The sequence below is a fragment of the Streptomyces sp. NPDC051041 genome (assembly GCF_044456065.1).
GTDB lineage: Bacteria > Actinomycetota > Actinomycetes > Streptomycetales > Streptomycetaceae > Streptomyces > Streptomyces glaucus.
In genome coordinates this window covers 14,622-38,956 of the sequence record NZ_JBITFM010000026.1, presented here as the reverse complement: position 1 = coordinate 38,956, position 24,335 = coordinate 14,622, and the positions used below count along the sequence as shown (strand labels likewise).

Genomic DNA, 24,335 nt, shown 5'->3' with positions numbered 1-24,335 from the left:
CGGCCTGGTTCCGGTTCCGCGGGGCGACGAGTCTGGTGGTCGTGCAGTTGCCGCGACCGCCGAGCAGCTGCCCCGCTCGCATCGCCGCCCGCCCGGTTCGCCGGGCCGGCCGACGAGCCGTACCCCCGGACTCCCCTCGAGGAACACCATGACCATCACCGACACCGACACCGACACCGACACCGACACCGGCACCGGCACCGGCACCGACACCGGCACCGGCACCGTGAGCTGGAACCGCAAGGCCCTCGACGAGATCGTCTCGAACGACGGCGGCCGTCCGGTCCTGTTCACCAACGCCCGGATCATGACGATGGACCCGCTGATCGGGACCATGACCGGTGCCGACATCCTGTTCGTCGGTTCCCTGATCGTGGGCGTCGGCCCCGCCATCGTCACCGCGGCACAGGACGACAACGCCATCGTCGTCGACTGCACGGGCACGACCGTCGTGCCCGCCGTCGTGGACACTGTCGCCCTGGCCGGCGGACGCGGCCGACGCTCGGACCACGTCGCGACGCTCACCCCGGGCAACACCGCCGACTTCCTGGTGGTGCCCGACGAACTCGCCGCCGATGTGCCCGGCGCGGTGGCCACCCTCCTGTCCCGCCCGGAGCAGGTCCGCGCCCTGGTCGCGGCCGGCCGGCCCGTCCTGTGGGCGGGCACCGACGCCCCCGGCCGGGTCACCGCCCCCGAGACGGGCATCCCCGCCGCACCGGACCTGACCGGCAGCCCCCGGCTCGGCGTCTGGATCGACCGGGAGGACTTCCTGCACCAGGAACTCACCGCCGACGGCCGCTACGACGAGACACGGGGCGGTCGCCGCCACGCCTACCAGGGCCGGTTCTGGATCGACGGCGACCGCATCGACTACCTGGACGACCTCGGCTTCTGGGCCTACGGGGAGTTCAGGGGCGACGAACTGCACCACGCGGGCTACGTCATGAAGCTGGGCTGACCGCCGGCCCGCACGGCGCCCGGCCGCCGTGCGGGCCACGGACGACCGGCTCGAAGACCGTGCCCGTACCCGCCCCGACCCCGGATGCGCGGCACCCGGGGAACGGCGCCCTGGTTGCCGTGGCCGGGCCGGCCGGGACCGGGAACCGAGCAGCGCCGGCGCCGCCGGCAGCCCGCCACCTCCTCCCCGACGCACGGAAAGCGGATCCCCCATGAACGTCAACGACACCACCGACGCGGCCGTCCTCGACCAGCTCCGGCGCCGCCCCGCGGCCGAGCGGCGCATCCTGTTCACCGGCGCGACCATCGTCACCATGGACCCCGGCCTCGGCGTCCTGCACAACGCCGACCTGCTCGTCGAGGGCGACACCATCACCGCCGTCGGCCCCCGCCTCGACGCCGGCGACGCCGTGGCCGTCGACGCCACCGGCACCGTCCTCAGCCCGGGCTTCGTCGACACCCACCGGCACGCCTGGGAGACCCAGCTGCGCCGGATCATGCCGGACGTCGACGACCTCGGCGCCTACGTCATGTCCACCCTGGCCGGCTACGCCACCGTCTACCGGCCCCAGGACATGTACACCGGCACCAGGCTGGCCGCCCTCACCGCGCTCGACAGCGGCATCACGACCATGCTCGACTTCTCCCACAACTCCCGCACCCCCGAGCACTCCGACGCCGCCGTCGAGGCTCTGCGCGACACCGGCATCCGGGGCGTGCACGCCTCCATGGGCCCGCACTTCGGCGACTGGGACAAGCAGTGGCCCGGCGACCTGGCCCGCCTCAAGGAGCGGTACTTCAGCAGCGACGACCAGCTGCTGACCCTGCGCCTGGCGACGCTCGCCACCGACGAGATCGCCGGACCGGCGCTCGCCTACGGCCCCGAACTCGCCCGCGTCGCCAGGGACCTGGGCATCGGAGTGAGCGTGGACGCGGTCTTCGGCACGGCCTCCTCCGAGGCGGTCCTGCGCTGGGCCGAGGACGGCCTCCTCGGCCCCGACGTCACCCTCATCCACGCCACCGGACTCACCCGCGAGGCGTGGAAGGCGATGGGGGAGACCGGCACCACCGTGGCGCTCGCCCCCACCTCCGACGCCCAGATCGGGCTGGAGACCGCGATCCCCGCCGTCGACGAGGCCCTGTCCGTCGGCATCCGCCCCGGCCTGAGCATCGACGTCGAGGTGGCGCTGGCCAGCGACATGTTCACGCAGATGCGCTCCCTGCACGCCATCCAGCGGATGCGGGCCGTCAACGCCGCCCACGGCACCGACCGGCAGCCCCGCCGCATCACCACCCACGACGTCCTCGACTTCGCCACCCTCCAGGGCGCCCGCACCAACGGCCTGGACGCCGTCACCGGCTCGCTCACCCCGGGCAAGAAGGCCGACCTGCTGGTCGTCCAGGCCGAGGACCTCAACAACATGCCGCTCAACGACCCCATCGGCACCGTCGTGCTGGGCTCCGACGCCCGCAACATCAGCGCCGTCCTCGTGGGCGGCGAGCCCCGCAAGTGGAACGGCCACGTCCTCGACGTCGACCTGCCCGCCCTGCGCCGCGAGGTCCACGCCTCGCGCGAGTACGTGCTGAACACCCCGGCCGCCTGAGCACCACCCACCGCCGCCCCCGGCCGGCCTCCCCCCGGCCGGGGGCGTTCCCGTCCCCGGCACGTGCCATCGGCCGATCACGCCGCGCACACGGGGCCACCAGACGTCCTCTCGGAGTTCCCATGTCCCACCCCACCGCCACGCCCGGGCACACAACGGGCAGCAGCACGCCCGACCGGCCGCCGGGCTGGGCTCCGGCCGTGCCGGCCACCGTCCTGCTGACCGCGCTCGGCGTCCTGATGGTCGGCCAGATGTACACCGTTCTGGCACTGCTGCACCCCATGGCCGCCGCGCTCGGCACCACACCCGGGCAGGCCACCTGGACGGCGACCGCGTTCGGCCTCGCCTACGCCGCCGGATTCCTCCTCGCCGGCCCGCTCTGCGACCGCTACGGACCACGCGCCGTGATCACCGCAGGGCTCGTGGCCGCCACGGCGGCCACCGCCGCGGTCGGCGCCGCCCCCGACCTCCCCACGGCCATCACTCTGCGCGGCCTGCAGGGACTGACCGCCGCGACCTTCGCCCCCTCCGCGCTCTCCTACGTCGCCCGGCACATCGCGCCACAGCGCCGCGGCACTTCCCTCACCTGCATCACCAGCGGCATGCTCGCCGCCGCCGTCCTCATGCAGATCGGCGCCCAGGCCGTCGCGGCCGGCATCGGCTGGCGCGCGGTCTTCTGGCTCGGCGCCGCCCTGATGGCCCTGAGCCTGATCCCGGTGCGCCGGATACTGCTGCCCACCCCGCGTCACGGCGCCGACGGCGGACTGCTGCAGGCGTTCGCGGCGATGCCACGACTGCTGCGCCGCCCCCAGACGGGCGCCCTGTGCCTGGCCACCGTCGCCCTGATGGCCGCCTTCGTCGCCCTCTACACGGCGGTGGCCATCGCCGGCCCACCGGGTATCGCCGGCCACGCCACCGCCATCCTCGCCCTGCGAGCCGGCGCACTGCCCGCCCTGATCGCCGTCCCCCTGCTCGCCCCCGTGCTCCAACGGCTCCGCGCGCCCCTGCGCGCGCTCCTCGCCTTCGCCCTGGCCGCGCTCACCGTCGCCGCCGGCTCCTTCCTCGGCGGCCACACGGCGGCGCTGGCCGTCGCCCTGCTGCTGTTCGTGGCCGCCGTCGCCGCGGCGGCACCCGCCGTCGTCGAGACCATCAACGCCACCGCCCCCCACGCGCGCGGCGCGGCGGTCGCCCTCTACGGATGCAGCATGTTCATCGGCGCCAGCCTGGGCCCGCAGCTCACCGGTGCTCTCACCCGGACCGGCTTCGGCGGCATCCTGCTCGTCATCGCCGTGATGCTCGCCCTGGGCGCCCTCCTGACCCTGCCGGCCCTGCGCCACCAGCGCGAGCCCGCACCCCCGCCCGCGACCCGGCACCCGGCGCACAGGCCGCCGGAGCCGCAGGCCGCGACCGGGGCCGGTGCCGGTACGGCGACGCCGGGACGAGGGCCCGGGAGACGCGGTGACGCGCGGGCTGCTCCCACCGGTCTGACGGGGCCGCAGGTGGTGCGGTGGAGCGGACGGACGCTCACACGTCGAAGTCCTGGTGGTAGGAGTGCCGGTCGGCGCGGGTGCCCTGGAAGGTCCTGACCCGCCGGAGGGCCGACGCGGCGAGCGCGGCGAACAGGAGGCCGATGCTCATCAGGAAGGCCCACTCGGCCCACACGGCGCCGGCCCCGGCCGGCTCGAGCACCGAGAACAGCTTCGCGCCCACCGGGTAGGAGACCGCGCACACGACGACGAGGTGCCAGAACGACAGGGTCTTGAGCGGCTTGGACCATGCGGTGACGGCGAGGGCCAGAGCGGCGGTCAGGGCGACTGCGGCATCGATTCGTTCCATGCGCCGATCCTTTCGCGCGGAACCCGCCGTGATGTCGGCCACCAGGAGGAACCTCGTCTGGACCGCAAGTTGCAGACCGACGGTACGACGCCGGGACCGGCCCCGGGCGGACGCCCGGACCCGTCCGCCCGTCGGTGACATCGGCTCCCCGGAAGCGGTCACCGGGATCCGCCCGTCCGCCCGCAGCGGTCCGCGCCGCCGAACGTGGTCCCACGCGGCGGCCACCACCGGATCCGCCGTCTCTCCTTCGTGCGCCGCGATCCGCGGCCGGGCCGAGCGGGCCCGCGGGCCGCCGTACGGAGCGCCTGCCGGGCACGGGACGTCTCCGGCCCGGGCGGGGCACGGCGCCCGCGGGGCCCACCGCCCTCCGTCGACGGGAGGAATTCCAGTTGCAGAAGAATGACCTGATGCTTCATCCCCCGCTCACCTCCACCAACCAGGCGAGCCCGCATCGCGTGGCAGTCCTCGGTCATGACGGTGTCGGAGCGTTCGAGGTCGCTCTGGCCGTGCAGGCGTTCGCAGCGGCGAACGATCACGCGCGTGACGCGCTGTACGAAGTCGCTGTGGTCGGACCTGAACGTGCCCTTGTCACGCGTACGGGATACGCCACGAGTTTCCGTCTCGTCCCCGACCGGCCCCTGTCCTGGGCGGAGTCGGCGCACACCCTGGTCGTGCCCGCCTACCCCGAGCAACCGCACACGCCGGCCGCACTCATCGAGACGATCCGACGCGCACACGCCGGGGGTACGCGCGTCGTGTCCCTGTGCCTGGGAACCTTCCTCGTCGCGGCTGCGGGCCTGCTCGACGGTTTCAGGGCCACGACGCACTGGCACTGGGCCGACGAACTCGCGGCGCTGCACCCGAGGGTACGGGTGGAGCCGGAGAGCCTGTTCGTCGAGGACGGCGGCCTCTTCACCTCGGGAGGCGGAACAGCGGCCCTGGACCTGGTGCTGCACCTGATCGAGCAGGACCACGGGTCGGCGCTCGCAGCGGAGATCGCACGGTTCATGGTCGTCCCGCTCCGCCGCGATGGTGATCAGACGCAGTACGCGAGATGGCAGGTGCCCGGCCGGACGCGCTCCCTGCAGGACACCCTGCGGTGGGCGGAGGAGCATCTCGACGAGGCGTCCACGGTCGCCGCACTCGCGGAGCACGCATGCATGAGTACGCGCACGTTCACACGTCGATTCCGCGATGTGGTCGGCATCTCGCCGATGGAATGGCTGCAACGCGCCAAGGTGCGCCGGGCACAGGAGCTGCTGCAGCGCACCACCTGGACCGTGGACCGGATCGCCGAAGCCAGCGGCTTCGGTTCGGAGGCGGCGCTCCGCTACCACTTCACCCGGCTCACGGAGATGCCGCCCGGCCGCTACCGCCGCACGTTCGGCACCGCGCGCGGCCGGCGCCCCGAAACGGCCGGAGTGGCGTGATGTTCAACTTTTGCGTCCGTCGTTGCGTAGCCCGTGCCGGACCAGCGCGTTGATCATGAACAACATGAACGACGTACAGAAGCGGGCCGAGCGGTCCGGCACCGTCCGGATCGGCGACCGTACGGTTCACCGCATGTCCTTCGGCGCGATGCGTCTCGCCGGCAGGGACGTCTGGGGACCGCCCGCCGACCGCGCGAACGCGGTTCGCGTCGCGCGTCGTGCGGTCGAACTCGGCGTCGACCACATCGACACCGCGGACTCCTACGCCTTCGGCGTGACCGAGGAGATCCTGCGTGAGGCCCTGCACCCCTATCCCGACGATCTGCTGATCGCGACCAAGGCGGGCCAGGCTCAGGTGCGGCCGGGGGTGTGGGAGCCCCTCGGACGCCCCGCGTACCTGCGCCAGCAGTGCGAGGCGAGCCTGCGGCGCCTCGGTCGGGAGCGGATAGATCTCTTCTACCTGCACCGTGTCGATCCGCGGGTGCCGTTCGACGAGCAGGTGGGGACGATGCGGGAACTCCAGGACGAGGGGAAGATCGCGCACTTCGGACTGTCGAGTGTCACCGTCGACCAGATCGAGTCCGCACGGAAGATCATCGATGTGGCGGCCGTGCAGAACATGTTCAACGTGGTGGCCCGTGCGGGCGAGGACGTGCTCGAACACTGCGAACGGGAACGGATCCCGTTCGTCGCGTGGTTTCCGATCATGAGCGGTGACCTGGCCCGCGCCGACCACCTCGTCGCCGAGGTGGCGGCAGACCTGGACGCGACGCCCGCACAGGTCGCTCTCGCCTGGTTGCTGGCCCGGTCACCTGTGATCTGCCCCATTCCCGGCACCTCCTCGATCGCGCATCTCGAGGAGAACGTCGCCGCGTCCACGCTGCGACTCTCCGCTGAGCACCTCTCCCGCCTCGCCTCGTCGCAGTTGACCGACGACGAGCTCGCGGCGCTTGCCGCAGTCGGCTCCGCCCCGAAGAGCTGAGCGCGGACGCCCGCTCCGGCCGCTTCGCCATGCCGCCCGACGGGTTCACCGGAGCGGAGAACCCCGCCACCGAGTTCGTCACCTCCGCCGGCGCGGCACGCCGGCGGGGCCGGGGCAGCGCCGGTACGCGCCTCACCGTCGGGAGCACCGGTCACGCCATGCCGTCCCGCACCGTCCTGCGGTGCACAGGCACGGCGAGCCCTCGAAGCGGCCGGATGCGGAACGCCGCCCCCTTGCCCCGGTGACGGCCGGGACCGACCCGGCCACGGGGGCTCGGCCGCGCGGTGACGGGCCCGCCGTCCGCACGCCGGCCGCACCCTCGTCCCATCAGCCGGGCGGAGCACAGCACTACCAGCCACCCGACAGGAAAGAACGGTTCATGTCCTTACCTCCCCTGTACGTACCGCCGGAGGGCGGGTCGTCGGTGTTCCTCGTCGGAGACACCTACACCACGCTGCTCGGCGCCGCCGACACCGGCGGAGAGCTCTCCCTGGCCGAGGCCGTCGTTCCGGCCGACGCCGGCCCCCCGCCGCACACGCACCACGGTGAGTCCGAGACGTTCGTCCTCCTCGACGGCACCCTCCGCGTGACCGCCGGGGACGAGGAGTTCGACGTCGAGCCCGGAGGGGTCGTCCACGTCCCCAAGGGTGTTCGCCACTCCTTCCGCAACACCAGCCCGGGCCACCCCGCCCGCATGTACTTCCTCTACGTCCCCGGCGGCATGGACGGCATGTTCCAGGAGATCGGCCGCCCCGGTGTCCGGGGCCGAGTCGGTCCTCCCCCCGACCCGGCCGATGTGGCCGCCATGGCGGAGGTGGCCGGGAAGTACGGCTACACCCTCGGCTGACCAACGGCCCCCGCCGGGGCGCCCGGTCCCGCTCCCGACCCGGCCCGTTCCATCACCCGGCACACCCGGTCGATGCCGGTCCCTGCCTGCCGCGGGGAGCGAGGTCCGTGATTCGGGCACTGCGGTGCAGTGCTTTTCCATCGATGCGAAGGAGCTTCGTCATGAAGCGCGTCACTCTGCGTATGTCGCTCGCCGTGGTCACCGCGGGGGTGCTGGCGGCTCTTGTGCCTGCGGGTCCCGCCGCCGCAATGAACAGGACCGACTGCGGGAACCGAGACGATTTCGTGAAGATCTGGTACAACCACGGCAGCCAGGTCGCCTGCTTCGCCAATGCGGGTGTCCAGGACGTCCACTTCCCCAACACCGTCAAGGTCTCGTCCGGCAACAACAGCATCCGCATGGTTCTGGGCGGGGAGGTCCTCACCATGCCCAAGTGGGCGACCAAGCGGGATGTCGACGGCTCCGCCAAGCTGCTGAGCCGTCTGCGCATCTTCTGATCGAAGAGCCCAGGACGGTGCGCCGACCTGCCCGGCCGCAGCCCGTCCCGCTTCACCCCGCCGGCTTGACGCGCGTTGTGCAGGGCAGGGGGAGCGGGACCGGCCGGTGACCGACGGTGCTGTCGTCGCGATTCGGGAAAGGTCCCCGGCCTGGAAGAAACGGGCCAGGGGCCTCTACCGGTACGGAGCGAGAAGAACCGGCGGCGAGGACGGCCGGCTCGTGCGAAGCCGACCGCGGATTCATGACCGGCCCGCGTCTGCAACCCGGGTCAGAGATCCGCAATCCAGGCCAGAGATCTGCAACCCGGGTTGGAGAACGGATTCCGCCCTGAGCCGGAGTCAGGCCGCAGCAATGGGGCCATAGCCTCGACGTGTCATGAAACAAATCGATGACCGGACGATTCCGGCCCTGTTGATATGCGTCCAGGCCGCAGTGTGGCCCGGGGCAGCGCTCGTGTACGGGAAGGTCCCGTCCGGGTCCGACCTTCTCGTGGCCGCTCTGGTGGCCGGGCCGGTGGCGGCCGTCCTCGCCCTGCGACGCGCCCGCCCGGTGACCGCGCTCGTCGTCGTCGCCGCCGCCTGCGCCATGGGCGCCGGGCCGCTTCCCGCCGGGGCGATGGCAGTGCTCGGGACCGCGGGCGTCGCTCTCGCCCTGTTCACCGTGGCGGCCGAACGGGACGCCTTCACCGCCCTGCTGTGCGTGCTGGCTCTGGCCGCCTGGCAGTCCCTGCACGACCTGAGCCTGCACGGGCTGCGTCAGGACGACGGACTCGACATGGTCCTCACCGCGGTGGTGTACGCCGCCGCCTGCGTCAGCGGTCTGCTGGCACGGCGAACGCGTCGTGCCCGGCGAGCGGCCGAGCAGCGCCTGAAACTGGCCGAGTCCGAGCGCCGCCGGCTGCCGGCGGCCGAGCGGCGCCGCATGGAGCGCGAACTGCACGACGTCAGCGCCCACCACCTGACGGCCGTGGTCGTCACCGTGGGCGCGGCACTCGGGCTGCGCGGACGCCGCCCCGAACTCGGCGAGGAGGCGGCCCGGTTCGCCGTCGAGGCCGGTCACGAGGTCACCCGGGCGCTCGGCGCCGTCCGGGCACCGGCTCCTTCCCCCGCACGCCGGCCCACGCCGGAGGAGCGGCTGCTCGAGCTGGTGGCCGGGTTCCGCCGACTGGGCCGGCAGGTGGACTGCGAGATCGACGCCCTGCCCGAGGGCGGTGTCGCGGACGCCGCCTACGGCATCGTGCGCGAGGCGCTGACCAACGCCGCGCGCTACGCGCCCGGCGCACGCACGCGGGTGCTCTGCCGGTACGGCGACGCCCGCACGGAGGTGGTCGTCACCAGCGACGCGCCGGCCCCCGGCACGGTGACGCACGGCGCGGGACTCGGCGGGGGACGCGGTGAAGGCTTCCTCCGCTCCCGGGCACGGGAGGCCGGCGGCACCTTGGCCACCGGTCCGACAGCCGAGGGCGGCTGGGAGGTGCGCGCCGCCTTCCCCGGACGGACCGCCGCCCCGGTGGGGCGGCCCGCGCCGCGCAGCTACCGCCTGGCGCAGGTGACCGCGGCTGCCGGTCTCGTCGTGCAGCCCTTGCTGCCGGTGCTGGTCGTCCGGGCCGAGGCCCCGTCATCCGGTGAGCAGGTGTCCGCGGGCGTCCTCTTCGCCCTGCTGGCCGCTGCGCAAGCGGTCACGCTCCTGTGGCTGCGGCGGGCACACCGCGCCGCCCACTGCGTCCTGTGCGTCCTCGCCCTGCTGTGGCCGGTGGCGATGGCCGTGAGCGACTACGCCGGTCCGGCCGTTCTCCCGCCCGTGCTGGGCCTGCTCGCCACGTGTGCGGCGCTCGCCGCCGAGGCGGCCGGTACCGCCGGCCCCCGCTCCGCGGACGGACGCCCGCGCTCGCTCTTCCCGGTCGCGGCCGTCGCGGTGCACGCGGTCGCCGTGACCGTCGCCCTCCTGGAGAGGGACGCGCGGATTCCGCCCTGGGGCGTCATCGCCCTGTCGACGGCCGGAGTCTGGGCAGCCGTCCACACGGCTCGCCGGGCCGGGGTCGTGTGGGGCCGACGCGACCGGGCCACCCGCAGGGAACAGGAGGAACGCCTCGCCACCTGGACCGGGGAGGCGGTCCGGGAGGCTTGGGCCGAGCGCCGTCGCATGGCCGCCGGGCTGGAGACCACCGTGCTGGCACGCACCGCCGAAATGATCCGCGAAGCTCGGGCCGGTGAGCTCGAAGCGACCGCCGAACGCGCCCGTGAGGCCCTGGCCGCGATGCGTGCCCTGCTCGACACGGCCCGGGAGGAGGGCCCCGGGCAGCGACTGCGGCCCCAGCCCACCCTGCAAGCCCTGGACCTACTGGCCGGTCAGTGCCGTGCCACCGGCCGTGACGTGGAGATACGGGTGACCGACCGCGTGCCGGACCGTCTGCCCACCGCGGTCGACCTGGCCGCCTACCACGCCGCGGAGACGATACTCACCGCCGGCGGCGAGGTGCCCGCGGTGATCGAGATCGATGCCCGCAGCGGCACGTTGACGCTGACGGCCACAGGAGTGCCCCGCGCGGCCGGCCCCGCGGTGTGCGAGCGGCTGACCGCCCGGGTCTCGGCCCTCGGCGGCACGGTCACCACCCGGCCCCCCGGAACGGTCGGTCTGACCCTGCCCCTCGCGCGGACCAGGACACCCCGGACCGTCGCGAACACATCACCGGCCACCTGCGAACAGGGTGGGGAAGAGCAGAGGAACCCGTGACTATCAGAGTGCTGGTCGCCGACGACCAGGGCGTCGTGCGGGCGGGCTTCGCCGCCGTGATCGACAACGAGGAGGACATGACCGTCGTCGCGGAGGCCGCCGACGGGGCCGCAGCAGTACGGCTGGCCGAGGAACTGGCACCCGACGTGGTCGTCATGGACGTGCGCATGCCCGAACTGGACGGCATCGCCGCCACCCGGATCATCACCGGTCGCCAGGACGCGCCCAGGGTCCTGGTACTGACCACGTTCGACCTCGACGCCTACGTGTTCGACGCACTGCGTTCCGGCGCCTCCGGCTTCCTGCTCAAGGACGTGCACCCCTCCGAACTGCTGCAGGGCATCAGGGTGGTGGCCGCGGGCGAAAGCGTGCTCTCCCCGACCGCGACCCGCCGGCTCATCGGCCACTACGCCACCACATCCGTACCCGTCGCCGGCGTCGGCCCCGGAGCCGCGACCGCCATGCGCGAGCTGAACAGCCTGACCGGCCGCGAACGCAACGTCCTGACCCTGATCGCAGCCGGGCTCACCAACAGGGAGATCGCCGATCACCTCGGCATCGCCGTGGGCACGGTGAAGTCCCACGTGAACGCACTGCTGCGCAAGCTGGGACTGCGCGACCGGGTGCAGGCGACCATCCTCGCCTACGACCTCGGCCTTGCCCGCCCCGTCCCGCCCGACCCCTGCCTGTGACCAGTTCGACCCGCTCACACCAGCAAAGGACGCACCATCGTGACCGTTTCCGACCGACCTTCCGCCCGTCGCTCGAACATGTCTGCCGGCGCCATCATCGCCCTCGCCTATCTCGTGGTCTGTGCGGCCCTGCTCATATGGGCGTTCGCCGTGACCGCCGCCGACGACACGGGCGAGTCCATGGCGGCGGTCATACCGCTGCTCGCTGCCGCTCCGGTCAGCCTGGTGGCGTTGATGCTGCCCGGGGACGGCCCCGCGACGGTGGTCGTCGCAATCGCCCTCGGCGCGTCGGCCAACGCCGCGGCGATCTGGTGGTGTGCCCGCGCACTGCACCGCAGCGACGGCGCCGGCCCGGTGTCCTGAGTCCTCGTGGCGTGGCGCAGCTGTCCTGCTTGCCCGGCTCGGCGTCCGGTTCGGCGCGGATGGCGTCCCACCGCGCGGGTGCAGCCGGTCAAGTCGAAGCCGGCCGCCGGCGCCGGCGGATCAGCGGTCCGGCCCGGGGCGATCGCGCTCATCGCGGCCGGCGGTCGTCCCGCGGCCGGCTCCGGGACCGGCGGGCCCCTACCCCTGCGGCTCCCGCTGGAGCGGCAGCGCCGCCGCCGGCGGGACGCGGTCGTCGTTCCGCACCGCGTCGACCGGGCCCGTCACCGTCGAGGAGAACACCTCCCGCCCGCCCTGACGCCCCGTCACCCGCACCGTCACCGTGTCCGGTTCGCCCGACGGGACGAGTGCGGCCTCGATCCAGCACGGCTGGTCGAGTTCCGCGTACCGGTGGAAGGCGGTGGACATCGCCGACGGCCGCATCGTGCCGGGGGCCACGCAGTGGCAGGCCGCCTGGCGGGCCGCCTCCAGCAGGACCATCCCGGGCACGTGGTCGCAGTCGTGGTCGAACAGGATCGGGTGGGCCGGGTCCGGCGTGAGCAGCCAGGTGTCCGGCAGGGGGGTCGGGAAGAGCACCACGTCATCCGGTCTCGTCCGGCCCACCGCCGCCGGCGGCAGGGCGGTGTGCGCCGCCCGGGGCCGGACCGTGCCCGGGCCGGTCGGGCGTGCGCCGCGCAGCCTGCGGTAGACGGCCGGGCTGACGCAGGTGAAGCGGCCGCCGCCGGTGGCGACGGTCCCGCCGTCGCGCCGGATGGCCAGTTCCATGCGGAAGCCGCTGGTGGTACGGCCCCGCCGAATCACCTCGGGGCAGTCGACGGTCAGTTCGACGTCCGTCGGCGACGGCCCGATGCCCAGCCGGTCCAGCCGGGCGGTGAACGTCAGGTCCCGCATGACGAAGTGGTGACCGAGCGGCACCCCCAGTTCGGTGTGGGCGAGGAAGAGGCCGGCCTGCCGGAAGGTCTCCGCGGTCAGCAGCGGGTCGTGGTCCCGGCCGTCGGCGCTCTGGAAGAAGGTGTGGGCGCGCGGCCACTGGCCGGTGACCTCGAAACGGGTGTCGCCGTGCCGGGCGCCGCCGGTGAGGAAGACCTCGGCCACGCTCGCCCGGTGGACGTACTCCCGGGGGACGGTCGCGGTCAGCCGAGGTGGGGGCGCCGTCACAGCGCTGGGGCGGGGTGGGTCCGAGGCCATCGGCATCTCCACTGGTCGAGTGAAGGACGGATGAAGGCGCGCCCATGTAAGATACAGACCTGCCGGTTTTGTTTCCATGCCCTCCGGACGGGCGTCGGCGATTCTCCGTCACGAGCGGCTGGAGGGGAGCGGTCGGGCGACCGGTGTCCGCGGGCGTCGAGGCGGAGGGGGGACGTGTGCGGCCGTCGCAGCCACCGGCCCTGCCTCCCGGTCCCCTGGGCGGGCGTGTCCCGGCGGGCGTCCGAGGGGTGACGGAACCGGCCCCGCGACCCCGCGTCCGTGCAAAGGCGGCCGCCCGGAAGCCGCCCGGCTGCGCGCCGGCGGTCCGGCCGCACCGGTGCCGCTGCCCGGCGGGACCGGAGTCCGGGCCGTCACCCGGCGCGCCGCGGCCGAGCGGCCGCCGCCGGATCCCCGGGGCTCCCAGGACATCCGCCGGCGCCGGCCCGCCCGGATGCCGGACGGGCCGGACGGCTCCTGGCCCGCGGCCACGCGGTCCCGGCGCGGAACCCGCTCGCCGCCCGCGGCGCGGGCCGCCCCCGGGAGCGACGGCCGAGGCGGCCACGGCCCTGCCGGCCCTCTTCGCGCGGTCCCCGCGGACGCGTACCGCGGGAGCGTCCGCGCCCGGCCGGGTCGTTCACCTCCAGCGGCCCCGTGAACCGCCGGTGATCCCCACCCCACCCTCTGAAGGAGCAGGCGACCCGTGCCCACCGCCCTGCAGCATCTGCGTCTGGCCGCCGTCAACATCGACGGCGTCCTGCTCAACGACACCTTCAGCCCGGTCATCCGCGCCATGGTGACCGCCCACGGCGGCGACTACACCGAGGACGTGGAGTACGCGCTGTTCTCCCGGCCCCGGCTCGCCGCCGCCTCGGTGTTCGCCGAGGCCGTCGGCTCGCCCCTGTCGCCGCGCGAGCTGGTCGGCGAGTACCTCGCGCACCGGGAGAAGTACCTCGCCGAACACCCGGTCCGCGTCCTCGACGGCGCCGGCGACCTCCTGCGCCTGCTGCGCGCCCTCGGCCTGAGGACCGTCTGCTACGGCGGCCTGGACCGCTCCCACTTCGACCGCCACCTCGGCGCGCTCACCGCCCTCTTCGACGATCCCGGGTACATCTGCACGGACGGCTTCCGCCCCGGCGTCCACGAGATCGCCCGCGACGTCTTCGGACTCGACTACGACCGCGTCCTGTTCATCGACGACGTGGCCCGGGTGGCCGAGACCGCCCGCGCCCTCGGCGTCCCCTTCATCGGCCGCCCCAGCCCCGAATCCGCCCACCAGCGGCGCCTGATGGAACGGGCCGGCGTACGGCACCTGGTCCGCACCCTGCGCGACATCGACGAGGACCTCCTGCGGACCGTCGACCGCGAGGCGATGGCCGGTACCGTCTGGGGCGGCACCACGATCCCGTCAGGAGCAGCCCGTGAGCAGTGACCCGGCGCCGCTGAGCGGCAAGGCCGTCCTCATCACCGGGGCCAGCAGCGGCATCGGCGCCGCCGCGGCCCGTGTCTTCACCCGGCAGGGCGCCGCCGTCGTCCTCGCCGCCCGCCGCGCGGACCGCCTGCGCGAACTCGTCGACGACCTGCGGGCCGAGGGGGCGACGGCGAGCTGCGTCACCGCCGACGTGGCGAACCCGGCCGACGTCCGCGCCATGGTCGAGTTCGCCGTCTCCGAGCACGGCCGGCTCGACGCGGCCTTCAACAACGCGGGCGTCGGCATCGACAAGCGGCCCCTGCACCTCGTCGACGACGCCGACTACCGGCAGGTCATGGACGTCAACGTCACCGGGGTGTGGAACTGCCTGCGCCACGAGATCGCGGCCATGCTGGAAGGCGGCGGCGGCTCCATCGTCAACACCAGCAGCGTCGGCGGACTCGTGGCCTCCTCCACCGCGGCCCCGTACATCGCCTCCAAGCACGCCGTCATCGGCCTGACCAAGGCCGCCGCGGTCGAGTACGCCGAACACGGCATCCGGGTCAACGCCCTCGCGCCCGGACTGACCCGCTCCGAGATGACCGACCAGTGGTTCACCCTCCACCCCGGGGCCGAGCAGCGCGCCCTGCGCTCCGCCCCGCAGCGCCGCGCCGCCGACCCGGAGGAAGTGGCCGAGGCGGCGGCCTGGCTGTGCAGCGACCGCGCCTCGTTCGTCACCGGGACCACGCTGGCGGTGGACGGCGGACGCACGGCCTGGTGAGCCCACGGCCCGTACGCGGTACGGAACTCGGGCCCGGATGCGAGGGCGGCCGTGCGCTAAGGTACGTCCTGTTCGGTTTTGTTTTTCCAGGAGGGCCCCATGGCTCAGCAGGAGCGTGCGATCCGGACCCGCCGCGCCGTCGTGGAGGCCGCCGCCGCCGTCTTCGCCGAACGCGGGTACGCGGCAGCCACGATCGCCGAGATCCTGAGCCGTGCCCGGGTGACCAAGGGCGCCCTGTACTTCCACTTCGACTCCAAGGCGGCGCTCGCCCGGGGCGTGCTGGAGGCCCAGATAAGCCCCGAGTACCACGTGGCCCGCGGCCTCAAGCTCCAGGAGTGGGTGGACACGGGCATGACGCTCGCCGCCCGGCTCCCGCACGAGCCGCTGCTCCTGGCCGGCGTCCGGCTCTCCGCCGACCTCCAGGGCAGGGAGGAGTTCGGCAGCGCCTGGCCCGCCTGGTCGGCGCTCATGGTCGACTACCTCACCCAGGCCAAGGACCGCGGCGAGGTCCTGCCGCACGTCGTGCCGGAGGAGACCGCACAGGTCGTCCTCGGCTCCTGGATCGGCATCCAGTTCATCTCGCAGGCCGCGTCCAACTGGACCGACCTGGAGGAACGCGTGTCGTCCCTCTTCAACCACGTCCTCCCGGCCATCGCCGCCCCCGCGGTGCTCGTCCAGCTGGACACCGCGCCCGACCGGGGCCGGCGGGTCATCGCGGAGGTGCGGGGGACCTCGGCCGCGACCGGGGCCGGGGTGGCCGAGGGCTGAGCGGGCCCCGACCCCGCCGCGCACAACCGCCGATCGGCGCGCGAACCGTCTCGTCCGCGAAACCGCCGGGTCCGCGAGACGCTCTCTTCAAAACCGCTCGTGCGGTTCGTTAATCTCCCCCGGAGACACCGCCAGAGGCGCCGCGGGAGGGTGAGCGGACCGGCCCTCCCGCCGGCCGCGGGGGGAAGTCCGACGCTGGGAGGCATGGATGGCCAAGCAGGAGCGCGCGATCCGGACCCGGCAGGCGCTGCTGCGGATCGCCGCGGAGACCTTCGCCCGGGAGGGCTACGCCTGTGCGTCGCTCCCCGCGATCAGTGACGCCGCCGGTGTCAGCAGGGGAGCCCTGCACTTCCACTTCTCCAGCAAGGGCGCTCTGGCGGAGGCGGTCGAGGCCGAGGCCGGAGCCCGTCTGGACCTCATCCTCCAGCGGGCGCGGCACGGCGAGGACCGGCCGGCGCTGCACCTTCTGGCCGAGGCCACCCACGCCCTCGTGGAGGGCATCACGGCCGACGCCGTCGTACGGGCCGGCTTCCGGCTGGACGCGGACGTCACCCGCAAGGGCGGAGCCGGGCTGTGGAAGCGGTGGGAGGCGTGGGTGCGCGGCGTCCTGGCGGAGGCCGAACGGTCGGGCGAACTGCCGCCCGGTCTGTCACGGTCCGCGCTCGCCACGGTCGTCGTGGCCGCGACGGCCGGCTTCGAGGCCCTGGCCGCCCGCGACCCGAGGTGGCGCCTGCCGGACCTCCTGCCCCACCTCTGGAGCGTCCTGCTGCCCCACCCCGACGCAGGGCCGGACCGGACGGACGCGGGGGCGGAGCGGGCACGCGGCTGACCCGGAGCCGGGCGGCCGCGCGCGGGCCTCGTCGACCACCCGCGCCCCGCGCGCGCGGAGCGGGCCGGGACCGCCGGGGCCGCCGACATACGGGGGCGGCGGGCGGTACGGGGAGCGCGGAGGCCGGGGCGTGACGGCGGCGACGGCGCGGAGAAAGTGCCTGCGTAAAACCCCTCACCGGCACATGTCATCACATCGAGTGATTCTCTGGCCTTTACTTGCCCGGGACAACCCACGGTTGCGACTCTGTTGCTGTCTGTACAACCCGATGGGAGCGGCCAGTGACATTCGGTGAGCAGCCGGCGTACCTGCGTGTCGCGGGTGATCTCCGCAAGAAGATCGTCGACGGCCTGCTGCCCCCGCACACCCGCCTCCCCTCCCAGGCGAGGATCCGCGAGGAGTACGGCGTCTCGGACACCGTCGCGCTGGAGGCCCGCAAGGTGCTCATGGCCGAGGGGCTGGTCGAGGGCCGCTCCGGCTCGGGGACGTACGTGCGCGAGCGGCCCGTGCCGCGGCGCATCGCCCGCTCCGGGTACCGCCCGGCCGGGGGGGCCACGCCCTTCCGCCAGGAGCAGGCCGACGCCGCCGCGCGCGGCACCTGGGAGTCCAGCAGCGAGCAGACCGAGGCGAGCGGTGGCGTCGCCGAGCGGCTCGGCATCGAGCCCGGCGACCGGGTGATGCGCACCAGGTACGTCTTCCGGGACGGCGGCGAGGCGATGATGCTCTCCACCTCCTGGGAGCCGCTCGCCCTGACCGGCCGTACGCCGGTGATGCTGCCCGAGGAGGGGCCGCTCGGCGGCATGGGCGTCGTCGAGCGGATGGCGGCCATCGACGTCGTCGTGGACAACGTCACCGAGGAGGTCGGCGCCCGCCCCGGCCTCGCCGAGGAACTGCTCGCGCTCGGGGGCGTGCCCGGGCACGTCGTCCTGGTCGTCCAGCGCACCTTCTACGCCTCCGGGCGCGCGGTCGAGACGGCCGACGTGGTCATCCCGGCCGACCGCTACCGGGTCGCGTACCACCTCCCCGTGAGATAGCGCACACCTTCGCGCGCCTCCCACGCCCCCGGGGCGCGGCGGACCACCGGATCGGCTCCGCCGCGCCGCGCTCCGGCGCCGTTGCAATCCGGCCGTTCTCGCAGGTCGGCCCGGATGCGCTCGCCACGCCGCTGACCGGACACGTCGGCGTGCGCAGGCGGCGCGTTCCGCTTCGCGCGCCCCCTGCGTTCTGGCCGGTTGCGTACCTCTTGGTGAAAACCCGTATTCGCTGCGTAAAGGTTAGGCGTAGGCTCGGGCATATGCGGACTGCGGTTTCCTTACCGGGCGGGACGCGGCACAGGCCGTGGGCGGGAAGTGGAGGGGCGCGATGAACGACAGCACGGTCACACTTCCCTGGCTCGTCATCAGGCAGGACGACAACGGCAATCGCTACCGGGTGGGCAGATACGCCACCCGCGCCGAGGCCCAGAAGATCGCGGACAGTCTCGACGGCCGCGGGCCGAAACAGCTCTACTGGGTCGAGAGGATCGGCCAGAACGGAACGAGCGCCGCCGACTGACGGGCGGGACCCGCCCCTTCGCCGGGGTTCCCGACGCTCCCGTAGGCTCCGGCGCATGACGGTACCGATCGTGGTGGTGGGAGCCGCCCTGTTCGACGGCGGGCGCCTGCTCGCCGCACGCCGCAGCGCACCGGCCGACCTGGCCGGACGCTGGGAGCTGCCCGGCGGCAAGGTGGAACCCGGAGAGACGCCCGACGCGGCCCTCGTGCGCGAGCTGCGCGAGGAGCTCGGCGTCGACGCCGAGCCCGGCGAGCGCGTCCCGGGCGAGTGGCCGCTGCGGCCGCCGTACGTCCTGCACGTCTGGACCGCCCGTCTGCGCCCCGGGTCCGCCGCCCCCGAACCCCTCCAGGACCACGACGAACTGCGCTGGCTGACGCCCGAGGAGACCGGCGACGTCGACTGGCTCGACCAGGACGTCCCGGCGGTCCGGCGGACGCTGGCCCACCTGGGCCTGCCCGGCGGCCCGCTCGGGAGGGCCGAGGACCCGGCCGGACGCTGAGAGAGCGCGGGCCCGGCGCGGGAGACGTCCGGCGCGGCGCCCCCGGAACGCGCCGGGGCGCAGGGGACGCCCGGTGCGCGCCGGGGCGGAGGGCGGGTGCGTGGACCCGCGCGCGTGCCCCGTCCGTCGTCCGTGCCGCCCGGCGCCCTCGTCCGCGGTACCCCGCCCCGGATACCGGGTATGTGCCCATTGACCCCATGAGACCGGACATGGGCGGGTTCGTTGGCCTGGGAAGTGATCGGCGTGACCGACCCCGAGGACCACCACGCCGAGTGGTCCTTCCCCGCGGAACCCGGCGCCGTGCACAACGCCCGGTCCGCCGTCCGCGGCCGGCTCGGCGCCTGGGGCCTGGACAGCCTCGGCGACCTCGCCGCCCTGCTGGTCAGCGAGCTGGTCACCAACGCCCTGCGGTACGCCACCGGCCCCATCGGCCTCCGCCTGACCCACCCCTGCGAGCGGGACGGCGTCCTGCTCGTCGAGGTCTCCGACTCCCTTCCGGACCTGCCCCGCGAGCGCGTCGCCCGCCCCGAGGACGAGAGCGGCCGGGGCCTGCACCTGGTGGCCTCCTCCTCGCACCGCTGGGGCACCCGGCCGTGCCCGGCGGGCAAGACCGTGTGGTTCGAGCTCGCGGTACCCCGGTGACGCGCGGAGCCGGGCCCCCACCGCCGTCGGGAGTCCCGCGCGGCCGGACGGATTCCGTCCCCGGCGATCCGGAATCCGTCCCCCGCACGGTCCGGAATCCGTCCTGGTGCGCCCCGGAATCCGTCCCCCGGACGCTGTACGCGCACCCCCGCCCCGCCGACCGGCCGGTGGCGGAGGGCGGCGGACGTGGTTCGATGGCGTGTCTGCTGGTTAGAAGACTGGGAGTGTCGTCACAGATCGGTCCGGAAAGCATCGGGACCGTGCTGTGATCGTGAACACCGTGTCGAGTGGCGCCGTAGTGCTGGATACTGCGGGCAGCCGCACCCGGTGACCGGTGCCGGACGCGGTGAGCTGGAGGGGACGGTTCGCGTGAGCGAGATACCAGCGAAGGCCACGGAGTCCAAGGACCCGTCGGGCGGCGCGAGGGCAAAGGCCGCGAACGGCCTCGGGGCCGGTGAGGCGCTCCCCGGAGACGCCATGTGGCAGAGCAGTCCGCCCGGCTCGATCTACGACTACATCAAGGTCGCGTCCTTCTCCATCGGCCCCGACGGGCTGATCGACCAGTGGAGCCTGCGCGCCGAGCAGCTCTTCGGCATCCCCGCCGGGCGGGCCGTCGGCATGGACCCCATCGAGGCGCTCATCGACCCGGACCTGCGCGAGCGGGGCCACCGCAAGATGGCCGAGATCCTCGACGGCCGGGAGTGGACCGGCGTGGTCCCCTTCCGCACGCCCGGCGGCGCCGGCGGCGCACGCGGACGGCAGGGTCTCGCCGAGGTGTACGTCATGCCGACGCGCACCGAGGGCGGCGAGAAGGCCGCCGTCTGCATCGTCGTCGACGTGCGCATCCTGCGCAGCATCGAGACGGACCTCGCCGCCTCGCAGGCCATATTCGGCCAGTCCCCGTTCGGCTTTCTGCTGATCGACACCGACCTCCGGGTGCGCCGCGCCAACCAGCGGTTCGCCTCCACCTTCGGCGGCACGCCCGACGACCACCGCGGCCGCGGCGTCCACGACTACCTGCCGCGCCCGGAGGCCGAGCGGGTCGCCGCGACCCTGCGGCGCGTCCTGGAGACCGGCGACTCCATCACGGACATGCACGTCACCGGCTTCGTGCCCGGCTCCGACGAGCGCCGCCACTGGTCCGTCAACCTCTACCGCGTGCACAGCGGCCCCGGCCGCCCCATCGGCGTCGCCTGGCTCGGCACCGACATCACCGCCCGCCGCGCCGCCGCCCGCGAGGCCGCCGCCGCACGGCGCAATCTCGCCCTGCTGAACGAGGCCGGCGCCCGCATCGGCAACTCCCTCGACCTGGAGACCACCGCCCGCGAACTCCTCGACGTCGTCGTCCCCGGCTTCTGCGACCTCGCCACCGTCGACCTCTACCAGGGGCTGCTGGCCGGCGACGAGACCCCGCCCGGCCTCGCCGACGGCAGCGCCGAACTGCGCCGCGTCGCCTTCGCCAGCGCCGTCTCCGACGCGCCGTTCAGCGGCACCGGCGCGCCCGTCGAGGTCGGCGCCGTGCACCACTACCCCTTCAACTCGCCCTGCGCGGACGCCCTGCGCGCCGCCCGCCCGCGCCTGGTCCCCGGCGAGGAGGGCGGCCTGGTGCAGTCCACGCTCGCCGTGCCGATGGTCGCGCACGACACCGTCGTGGGACTCGCGCAGTTCGCCCGCACCAAGGGCAGCGAGCCGTTCGGGGACCGGGACCGCGACCTGGCCGTCGAACTCGCCGCCCGGGCCGCCGTCTGCATCGACAACGCCCGGCTGTACCGGCGGGAGCACGAGCGCGCGCTGATACTGCAGCGGTCCCTGCTGCCGCCCGGCGACCCGGAGGCCTCCGGCCTCGACATCGCCTGCCGCTACCTGCCCGGCAACGCGGCCACCGGCCGGCCCAGCGAGGTCGGCGGCGACTGGTTCGACGTCATCGAGCTCCCCGGCCACCGCACCGCGCTGGTCGTCGGCGACGTCATGGGCCGCGGCCTGCGCGCCGCCGTCGCCATGGGCGAACTGCGCACCGCCGTGCGGACGCTGGCGCTGCTCGACCTCGAACCGGCCGAGGTGCTGTCCCAGCTGGACGAGATCGCGCGGGGTCTCGGCGCGCCCGGCGGCGTGCAGCAGGCGACGCGCGCCGCCCGCCGCCCCCGCGAGGCGGACCTGTCGGAGGTGTACCTCGCGACCTGCATCTACGCGGTCTACGACTCGGTGACCAGGCGCTGCACCTTCGCCAACGCGGGCCATCTGCCGCCCGTCCTGGTCGAACCGGGCGAGTCGGCGCTGATGCTCGACGTGCCGCCGGGCATGCCGCTCGGCGTCGGCGGCGAGCCCTTCGAGGAGGTGGAGGTCGAGCTGCCCGAGGGCGCCCTGCTCGCGCTCTACACGGACGGACTCGTCGAATCCCGCGACCACCCCCTGGACGAGGGGCTCCAGGCCTTCGTGGGGGCGCTGACGGATCCCGCCCGCCCGGCCGTCGGCACCGGCGCCGTCCGGTCCCTGGAGGACGTCTGCGACCACGTCCTGCGCACCCTCGACACCCACCACGGCGAGGACGACATCGCGCTGCTGATGGCACGCGTCCAGGGCCTGCCCGCCGAGTCCGTCGGCGACTGGACCCTGCCGCGCGAGCCGCGCAGCGTGGGCCGGGCCCGCGAGTACGCGCGCGGCCAACTGCTCAGCTGGGACCTGGAGCCGCTGGTCGACACCACCGAGCTGCTGGTCAGCGAGCTGGTCACCAACGCGCTGCGCTACGGCGAGGGCGAGATCAGGCTCCGCCTGCTGCTGGACCGCACGCTGGTGTGCGAGGTGTGGGACGCCGGTCTGGTCCAGCCGCGCCGCCGGCGCGCCCGCGACACCGACGAGGGCGGCCGCGGACTGCAGCTGGTCGGCCTGCTCAGCGCGGCCTGGGGGTCACGCCGCACCCCGCACGGCAAGACGGTCTGGTTCGAGCTGCCCCTCCCGGGCGGCGACACCGGCCTGACGGATCCGGCGGAGGCGCTGCTGAGCCTGTTCTGACGCCGGAGGGCCGCACGGGCCCGGTCCCCGGGGCGCGTCGCCGGGGACCGTCCTCACGGCGGCGCCGCGCGGCGGGCCCGGGTGCGCGGCCCCCCGAAGCTCGGCGGCGGCCCGCCGTCCGGGGCCCCGCCCAGGAGGATCCCGCCGAGGACGGCGTCCGCCTCGGCGGCCGGGCGGCGGTGGCGGCGCACGTCGCGCTCGGCGAGTTCGCGGGCCCGGCGGGCCAGCGCGTCGGCGGCCAGGGGGCGCGGCGGATCCGCGGCGAGCAGCCGTTCGGCCTCCGCCAGCCGGGTGCGGGCCTCGGCGCCCACGGCGCCCCGGTGCGTGGTGACGAAGCCGGCCGCGGCGCCGGCCGCGGCGCGGGCGACGAGCAGGGCCGCCACCGGCAGCACCCCGGCCCGCCCGGCGGCGAGCGGCGCGACGGCCCGTACGATCCGGCGCAGCGCGCCCAGCGGATCGTACGGCCCGCCCGTCAGCTCCTCGCGTACGGCGGCCAGGGCCGCGTCGGCGTGCGGGATCCGGGTCCGCAGCTCATCGGCGGACACCCCCGAAGCGGCCGCGGGGGCGCGCGCCGGCCCCTCCCGCACCCCCGCCAGCTCCGCCTCCGCGCCGGTGAGGGCGGCCGGCACGAGCTCGGCGGCCGTGGCCAGGCCGGCGGCGAGCCGTTCGACGGCGGCCACGAGGACGGCGGCCTGGGCGACGGCGCCCTCGGCGGCGCGCAGCTGGCCGGCCGCCCGGGCGCGGTCGCCGGCGTCGGCCGCCTGGCGGGCCCGGTTGAGGCGGGCGGTGGCGAACACCAGCCGGTCCGTGGCCTGCTCGGCGTACCCGGCGACCGGGGCGATGGCGGACGGCGCGTACCGTCCGCCGAGATCCGCGAGCAGGGCCCGCGCGGCCCCCGTACGGCCGGTCAGCTCCCGGAACCGGGCCTCCGCCACCTCCAGCGCCGCCCCGGGGTCCGCCGCCAGGCCGCGCAGCCGGTCGAACGCGCCGGCCTCCGCGTCCAGCAGCCGTCCCGCCTCCCGGCACCGTCCGACGATCCCCGCGAGCGCGTGCCGGCGGGCCGCGGCCTCCCCGGGCACGCCGTCGTCGTACCGCTGCCGCATCCGGAACGCGGCCGACAGCTCGGCCTCGGCCTCCCGCACGGCCCGCGCGAAGACCGCGACGGCCGCCGCGCCGGACCGGGCCTCGGCGAAGTCCAGCTCCTCCCGGCTGGTGCGCACGCAGTCGTCGGCCTCGACCAGCGCCGCCCGGGCGGACCCGTCCAGGTCGGCCAGGGGCGGCACGGGCGGTTCGACGGCCGCCCCGCCGGGAGTGGTGCGGGTCCGGGCGCGCCGGATGCGGCGCAGCCGGCCGTAGCCCGCCAGGACGGCCACCGCGCCCGCGGTGACCAGCGGCAGCACCAGGTCGGCGGCCGACGGCCCGTCGCCCTCCCCGTTCCGCGCGTCCTGCGCGACGGCGCTCGCGGCGGGCCGGTCCGGCTCGACCGCGACCGGACCGTCGCCGTCCCGCGTCGCCGTCGGCAGCACCAGCCACACCACCCCGGCCGTACCGCCCAGCACGGCGTGCGCCACCCGCACGGACCGGTGCGACGTGGTGCCCCGCGGCCGCCCCCGTATCGAGGATCGCGTCACATTCCGGAGCGTAGGGGCAGGAATCCGGCTCCGCGACCGGGACGGGGGGCACCGGACGGGCGGCGC

At 74.7% G+C, this 24,335-nt stretch carries 21 protein-coding genes and 1 pseudogene; 19 read left to right on the top strand and 3 right to left on the bottom strand.

Features of this window, described 5'->3' with window-relative positions:
* The first annotated feature begins 148 nt into the window (after positions 1-148).
* The 3 genes from ACIBAI_RS27650 to ACIBAI_RS27640 all read left to right on the top strand — a co-directional run bounded on the left by ACIBAI_RS27650 (position 149) and on the right by ACIBAI_RS27640 (position 4,147).
* Entirely contained in the window at positions 149-958 is an 810-nt protein-coding gene (locus ACIBAI_RS27650) for an Atu4866 domain-containing protein (protein ID WP_399038395.1), read from the top strand.
* Between the two features lie 211 nt (positions 959-1,169).
* Positions 1,170-2,561, top strand: coding sequence for an amidohydrolase family protein (locus ACIBAI_RS27645; protein ID WP_399038394.1), 1,392 nt, complete (start codon positions 1,170-1,172; stop codon positions 2,559-2,561).
* A gap of 122 nt (positions 2,562-2,683) precedes the next feature.
* Entirely contained in the window at positions 2,684-4,147 is a 1,464-nt protein-coding gene (locus tag ACIBAI_RS27640) for an MFS transporter (RefSeq protein WP_399038392.1), read from the top strand.
* Here ACIBAI_RS27640 and ACIBAI_RS27635 read toward each other — a convergent pair.
* Positions 4,086-4,397: a hypothetical protein gene (locus ACIBAI_RS27635; RefSeq protein WP_399038391.1), complete on the bottom strand. Its 312-nt coding sequence runs from the start codon at positions 4,395-4,397 to the stop codon at positions 4,086-4,088. The two genes, ACIBAI_RS27640 and ACIBAI_RS27635, sit on opposite strands and share 62 nt — an antisense overlap.
* A 389-nt stretch (positions 4,398-4,786) precedes the next feature.
* Between ACIBAI_RS27635 and ACIBAI_RS27630 the strand changes: the two genes are divergently transcribed.
* From ACIBAI_RS27630 to ACIBAI_RS27600, 7 genes are all read left to right on the top strand, one after another.
* Positions 4,787-5,827 carry a GlxA family transcriptional regulator gene (locus ACIBAI_RS27630; protein ID WP_399038389.1) on the top strand — a complete coding sequence of 347 codons (1,041 nt, stop codon included), beginning with the start codon at positions 4,787-4,789 and terminating at the stop codon, positions 5,825-5,827.
* A gap of 64 nt (positions 5,828-5,891) precedes the next feature.
* Entirely contained in the window at positions 5,892-6,809 is a 918-nt protein-coding gene (locus ACIBAI_RS27625) for an aldo/keto reductase (RefSeq protein WP_399038388.1), read from the top strand.
* A gap of 379 nt (positions 6,810-7,188) precedes the next feature.
* On the top strand, positions 7,189-7,656 hold the full coding sequence (locus ACIBAI_RS27620) for a cupin domain-containing protein (protein ID WP_399038386.1): 468 nt from the start codon (positions 7,189-7,191) through the stop codon (positions 7,654-7,656).
* Between the two features lie 248 nt (positions 7,657-7,904).
* Positions 7,905-8,153, top strand: coding sequence for a beta/gamma crystallin domain-containing protein (locus tag ACIBAI_RS27615; RefSeq protein ID WP_399038384.1), 249 nt, complete (start codon positions 7,905-7,907; stop codon positions 8,151-8,153).
* A 490-nt stretch (positions 8,154-8,643) separates the two neighbouring features.
* Positions 8,644-10,887: a histidine kinase gene (locus tag ACIBAI_RS27610; protein WP_399038382.1), complete on the top strand. Its 2,244-nt coding sequence runs from the start codon at positions 8,644-8,646 to the stop codon at positions 10,885-10,887.
* On the top strand, positions 10,884-11,579 hold the full coding sequence (locus ACIBAI_RS27605) for a response regulator (protein WP_399038381.1): 696 nt from the start codon (positions 10,884-10,886) through the stop codon (positions 11,577-11,579). The genes ACIBAI_RS27610 and ACIBAI_RS27605 overlap by 4 nt, the downstream gene beginning before the upstream one ends.
* A 39-nt stretch (positions 11,580-11,618) precedes the next feature.
* A complete protein-coding gene (locus ACIBAI_RS27600; protein ID WP_399038379.1) occupies positions 11,619-11,942 on the top strand; it encodes an SCO4225 family membrane protein in 324 nt (107 codons plus the stop codon).
* Positions 11,943-12,140: 198 nt separating this feature from the next.
* On the opposite strand, the gene ACIBAI_RS27595 is transcribed toward ACIBAI_RS27600, so the two are convergent.
* Positions 12,141-13,148, bottom strand: a complete 1,008-nt coding sequence (locus tag ACIBAI_RS27595) for a ScbA/BarX family gamma-butyrolactone biosynthesis protein (protein WP_399038377.1) — start codon at positions 13,146-13,148, stop codon at positions 12,141-12,143.
* 700 nt (positions 13,149-13,848) lie between these two features.
* Here ACIBAI_RS27595 and ACIBAI_RS27590 point away from each other — a divergent pair.
* The 9 genes and pseudogenes from ACIBAI_RS27590 to ACIBAI_RS27550 all read left to right on the top strand — a co-directional run bounded on the left by ACIBAI_RS27590 (position 13,849) and on the right by ACIBAI_RS27550 (position 22,638).
* Entirely contained in the window at positions 13,849-14,577 is a 729-nt protein-coding gene (locus ACIBAI_RS27590) for an HAD family phosphatase (protein ID WP_399038375.1), read from the top strand.
* The gene (locus tag ACIBAI_RS27585; RefSeq protein WP_399038373.1) at positions 14,567-15,337 is read left to right on the top strand and encodes an SDR family NAD(P)-dependent oxidoreductase; all 771 of its coding nucleotides are present in this window, start codon (positions 14,567-14,569) and stop codon (positions 15,335-15,337) included. Before ACIBAI_RS27590 ends, ACIBAI_RS27585 begins: the two co-directional genes overlap by 11 nt.
* A gap of 99 nt (positions 15,338-15,436) precedes the next feature.
* Positions 15,437-16,105 carry a ScbR family autoregulator-binding transcription factor gene (locus tag ACIBAI_RS27580; protein WP_399038371.1) on the top strand — a complete coding sequence of 223 codons (669 nt, stop codon included), beginning with the start codon at positions 15,437-15,439 and terminating at the stop codon, positions 16,103-16,105.
* A 208-nt stretch (positions 16,106-16,313) separates the two neighbouring features.
* Positions 16,314-16,934, top strand: coding sequence for a ScbR family autoregulator-binding transcription factor (locus tag ACIBAI_RS27575; protein ID WP_399038369.1), 621 nt, complete (start codon positions 16,314-16,316; stop codon positions 16,932-16,934).
* A gap of 281 nt (positions 16,935-17,215) precedes the next feature.
* The gene (locus tag ACIBAI_RS27570) at positions 17,216-17,968 is read left to right on the top strand and encodes a GntR family transcriptional regulator (protein WP_399038367.1); all 753 of its coding nucleotides are present in this window, start codon (positions 17,216-17,218) and stop codon (positions 17,966-17,968) included.
* A 280-nt stretch (positions 17,969-18,248) separates the two neighbouring features.
* Positions 18,249-18,488, top strand: a pseudogene (locus tag ACIBAI_RS27565) (SPOR domain-containing protein); the annotation flags it as partial.
* Positions 18,489-18,543: 55 nt separating this feature from the next.
* Complete coding sequence (locus ACIBAI_RS27560; RefSeq protein ID WP_399038365.1) at positions 18,544-18,987, top strand: (deoxy)nucleoside triphosphate pyrophosphohydrolase; 444 nt, start codon at positions 18,544-18,546, stop codon at positions 18,985-18,987.
* A 234-nt stretch (positions 18,988-19,221) separates the two neighbouring features.
* Positions 19,222-19,629: an ATP-binding protein gene (locus ACIBAI_RS27555; RefSeq protein ID WP_399038429.1), complete on the top strand. Its 408-nt coding sequence runs from the start codon at positions 19,222-19,224 to the stop codon at positions 19,627-19,629.
* A 369-nt stretch (positions 19,630-19,998) separates the two neighbouring features.
* Positions 19,999-22,638, top strand: a complete 2,640-nt coding sequence (locus ACIBAI_RS27550; RefSeq protein ID WP_399038364.1) for a SpoIIE family protein phosphatase — start codon at positions 19,999-20,001, stop codon at positions 22,636-22,638.
* Positions 22,639-22,691: 53 nt separating this feature from the next.
* On the opposite strand, the gene ACIBAI_RS27545 is transcribed toward ACIBAI_RS27550, so the two are convergent.
* Positions 22,692-24,269, bottom strand: coding sequence for a hypothetical protein (locus ACIBAI_RS27545; protein ID WP_399038362.1), 1,578 nt, complete (start codon positions 24,267-24,269; stop codon positions 22,692-22,694).
* Positions 24,270-24,335 lie beyond the last annotated feature (66 nt).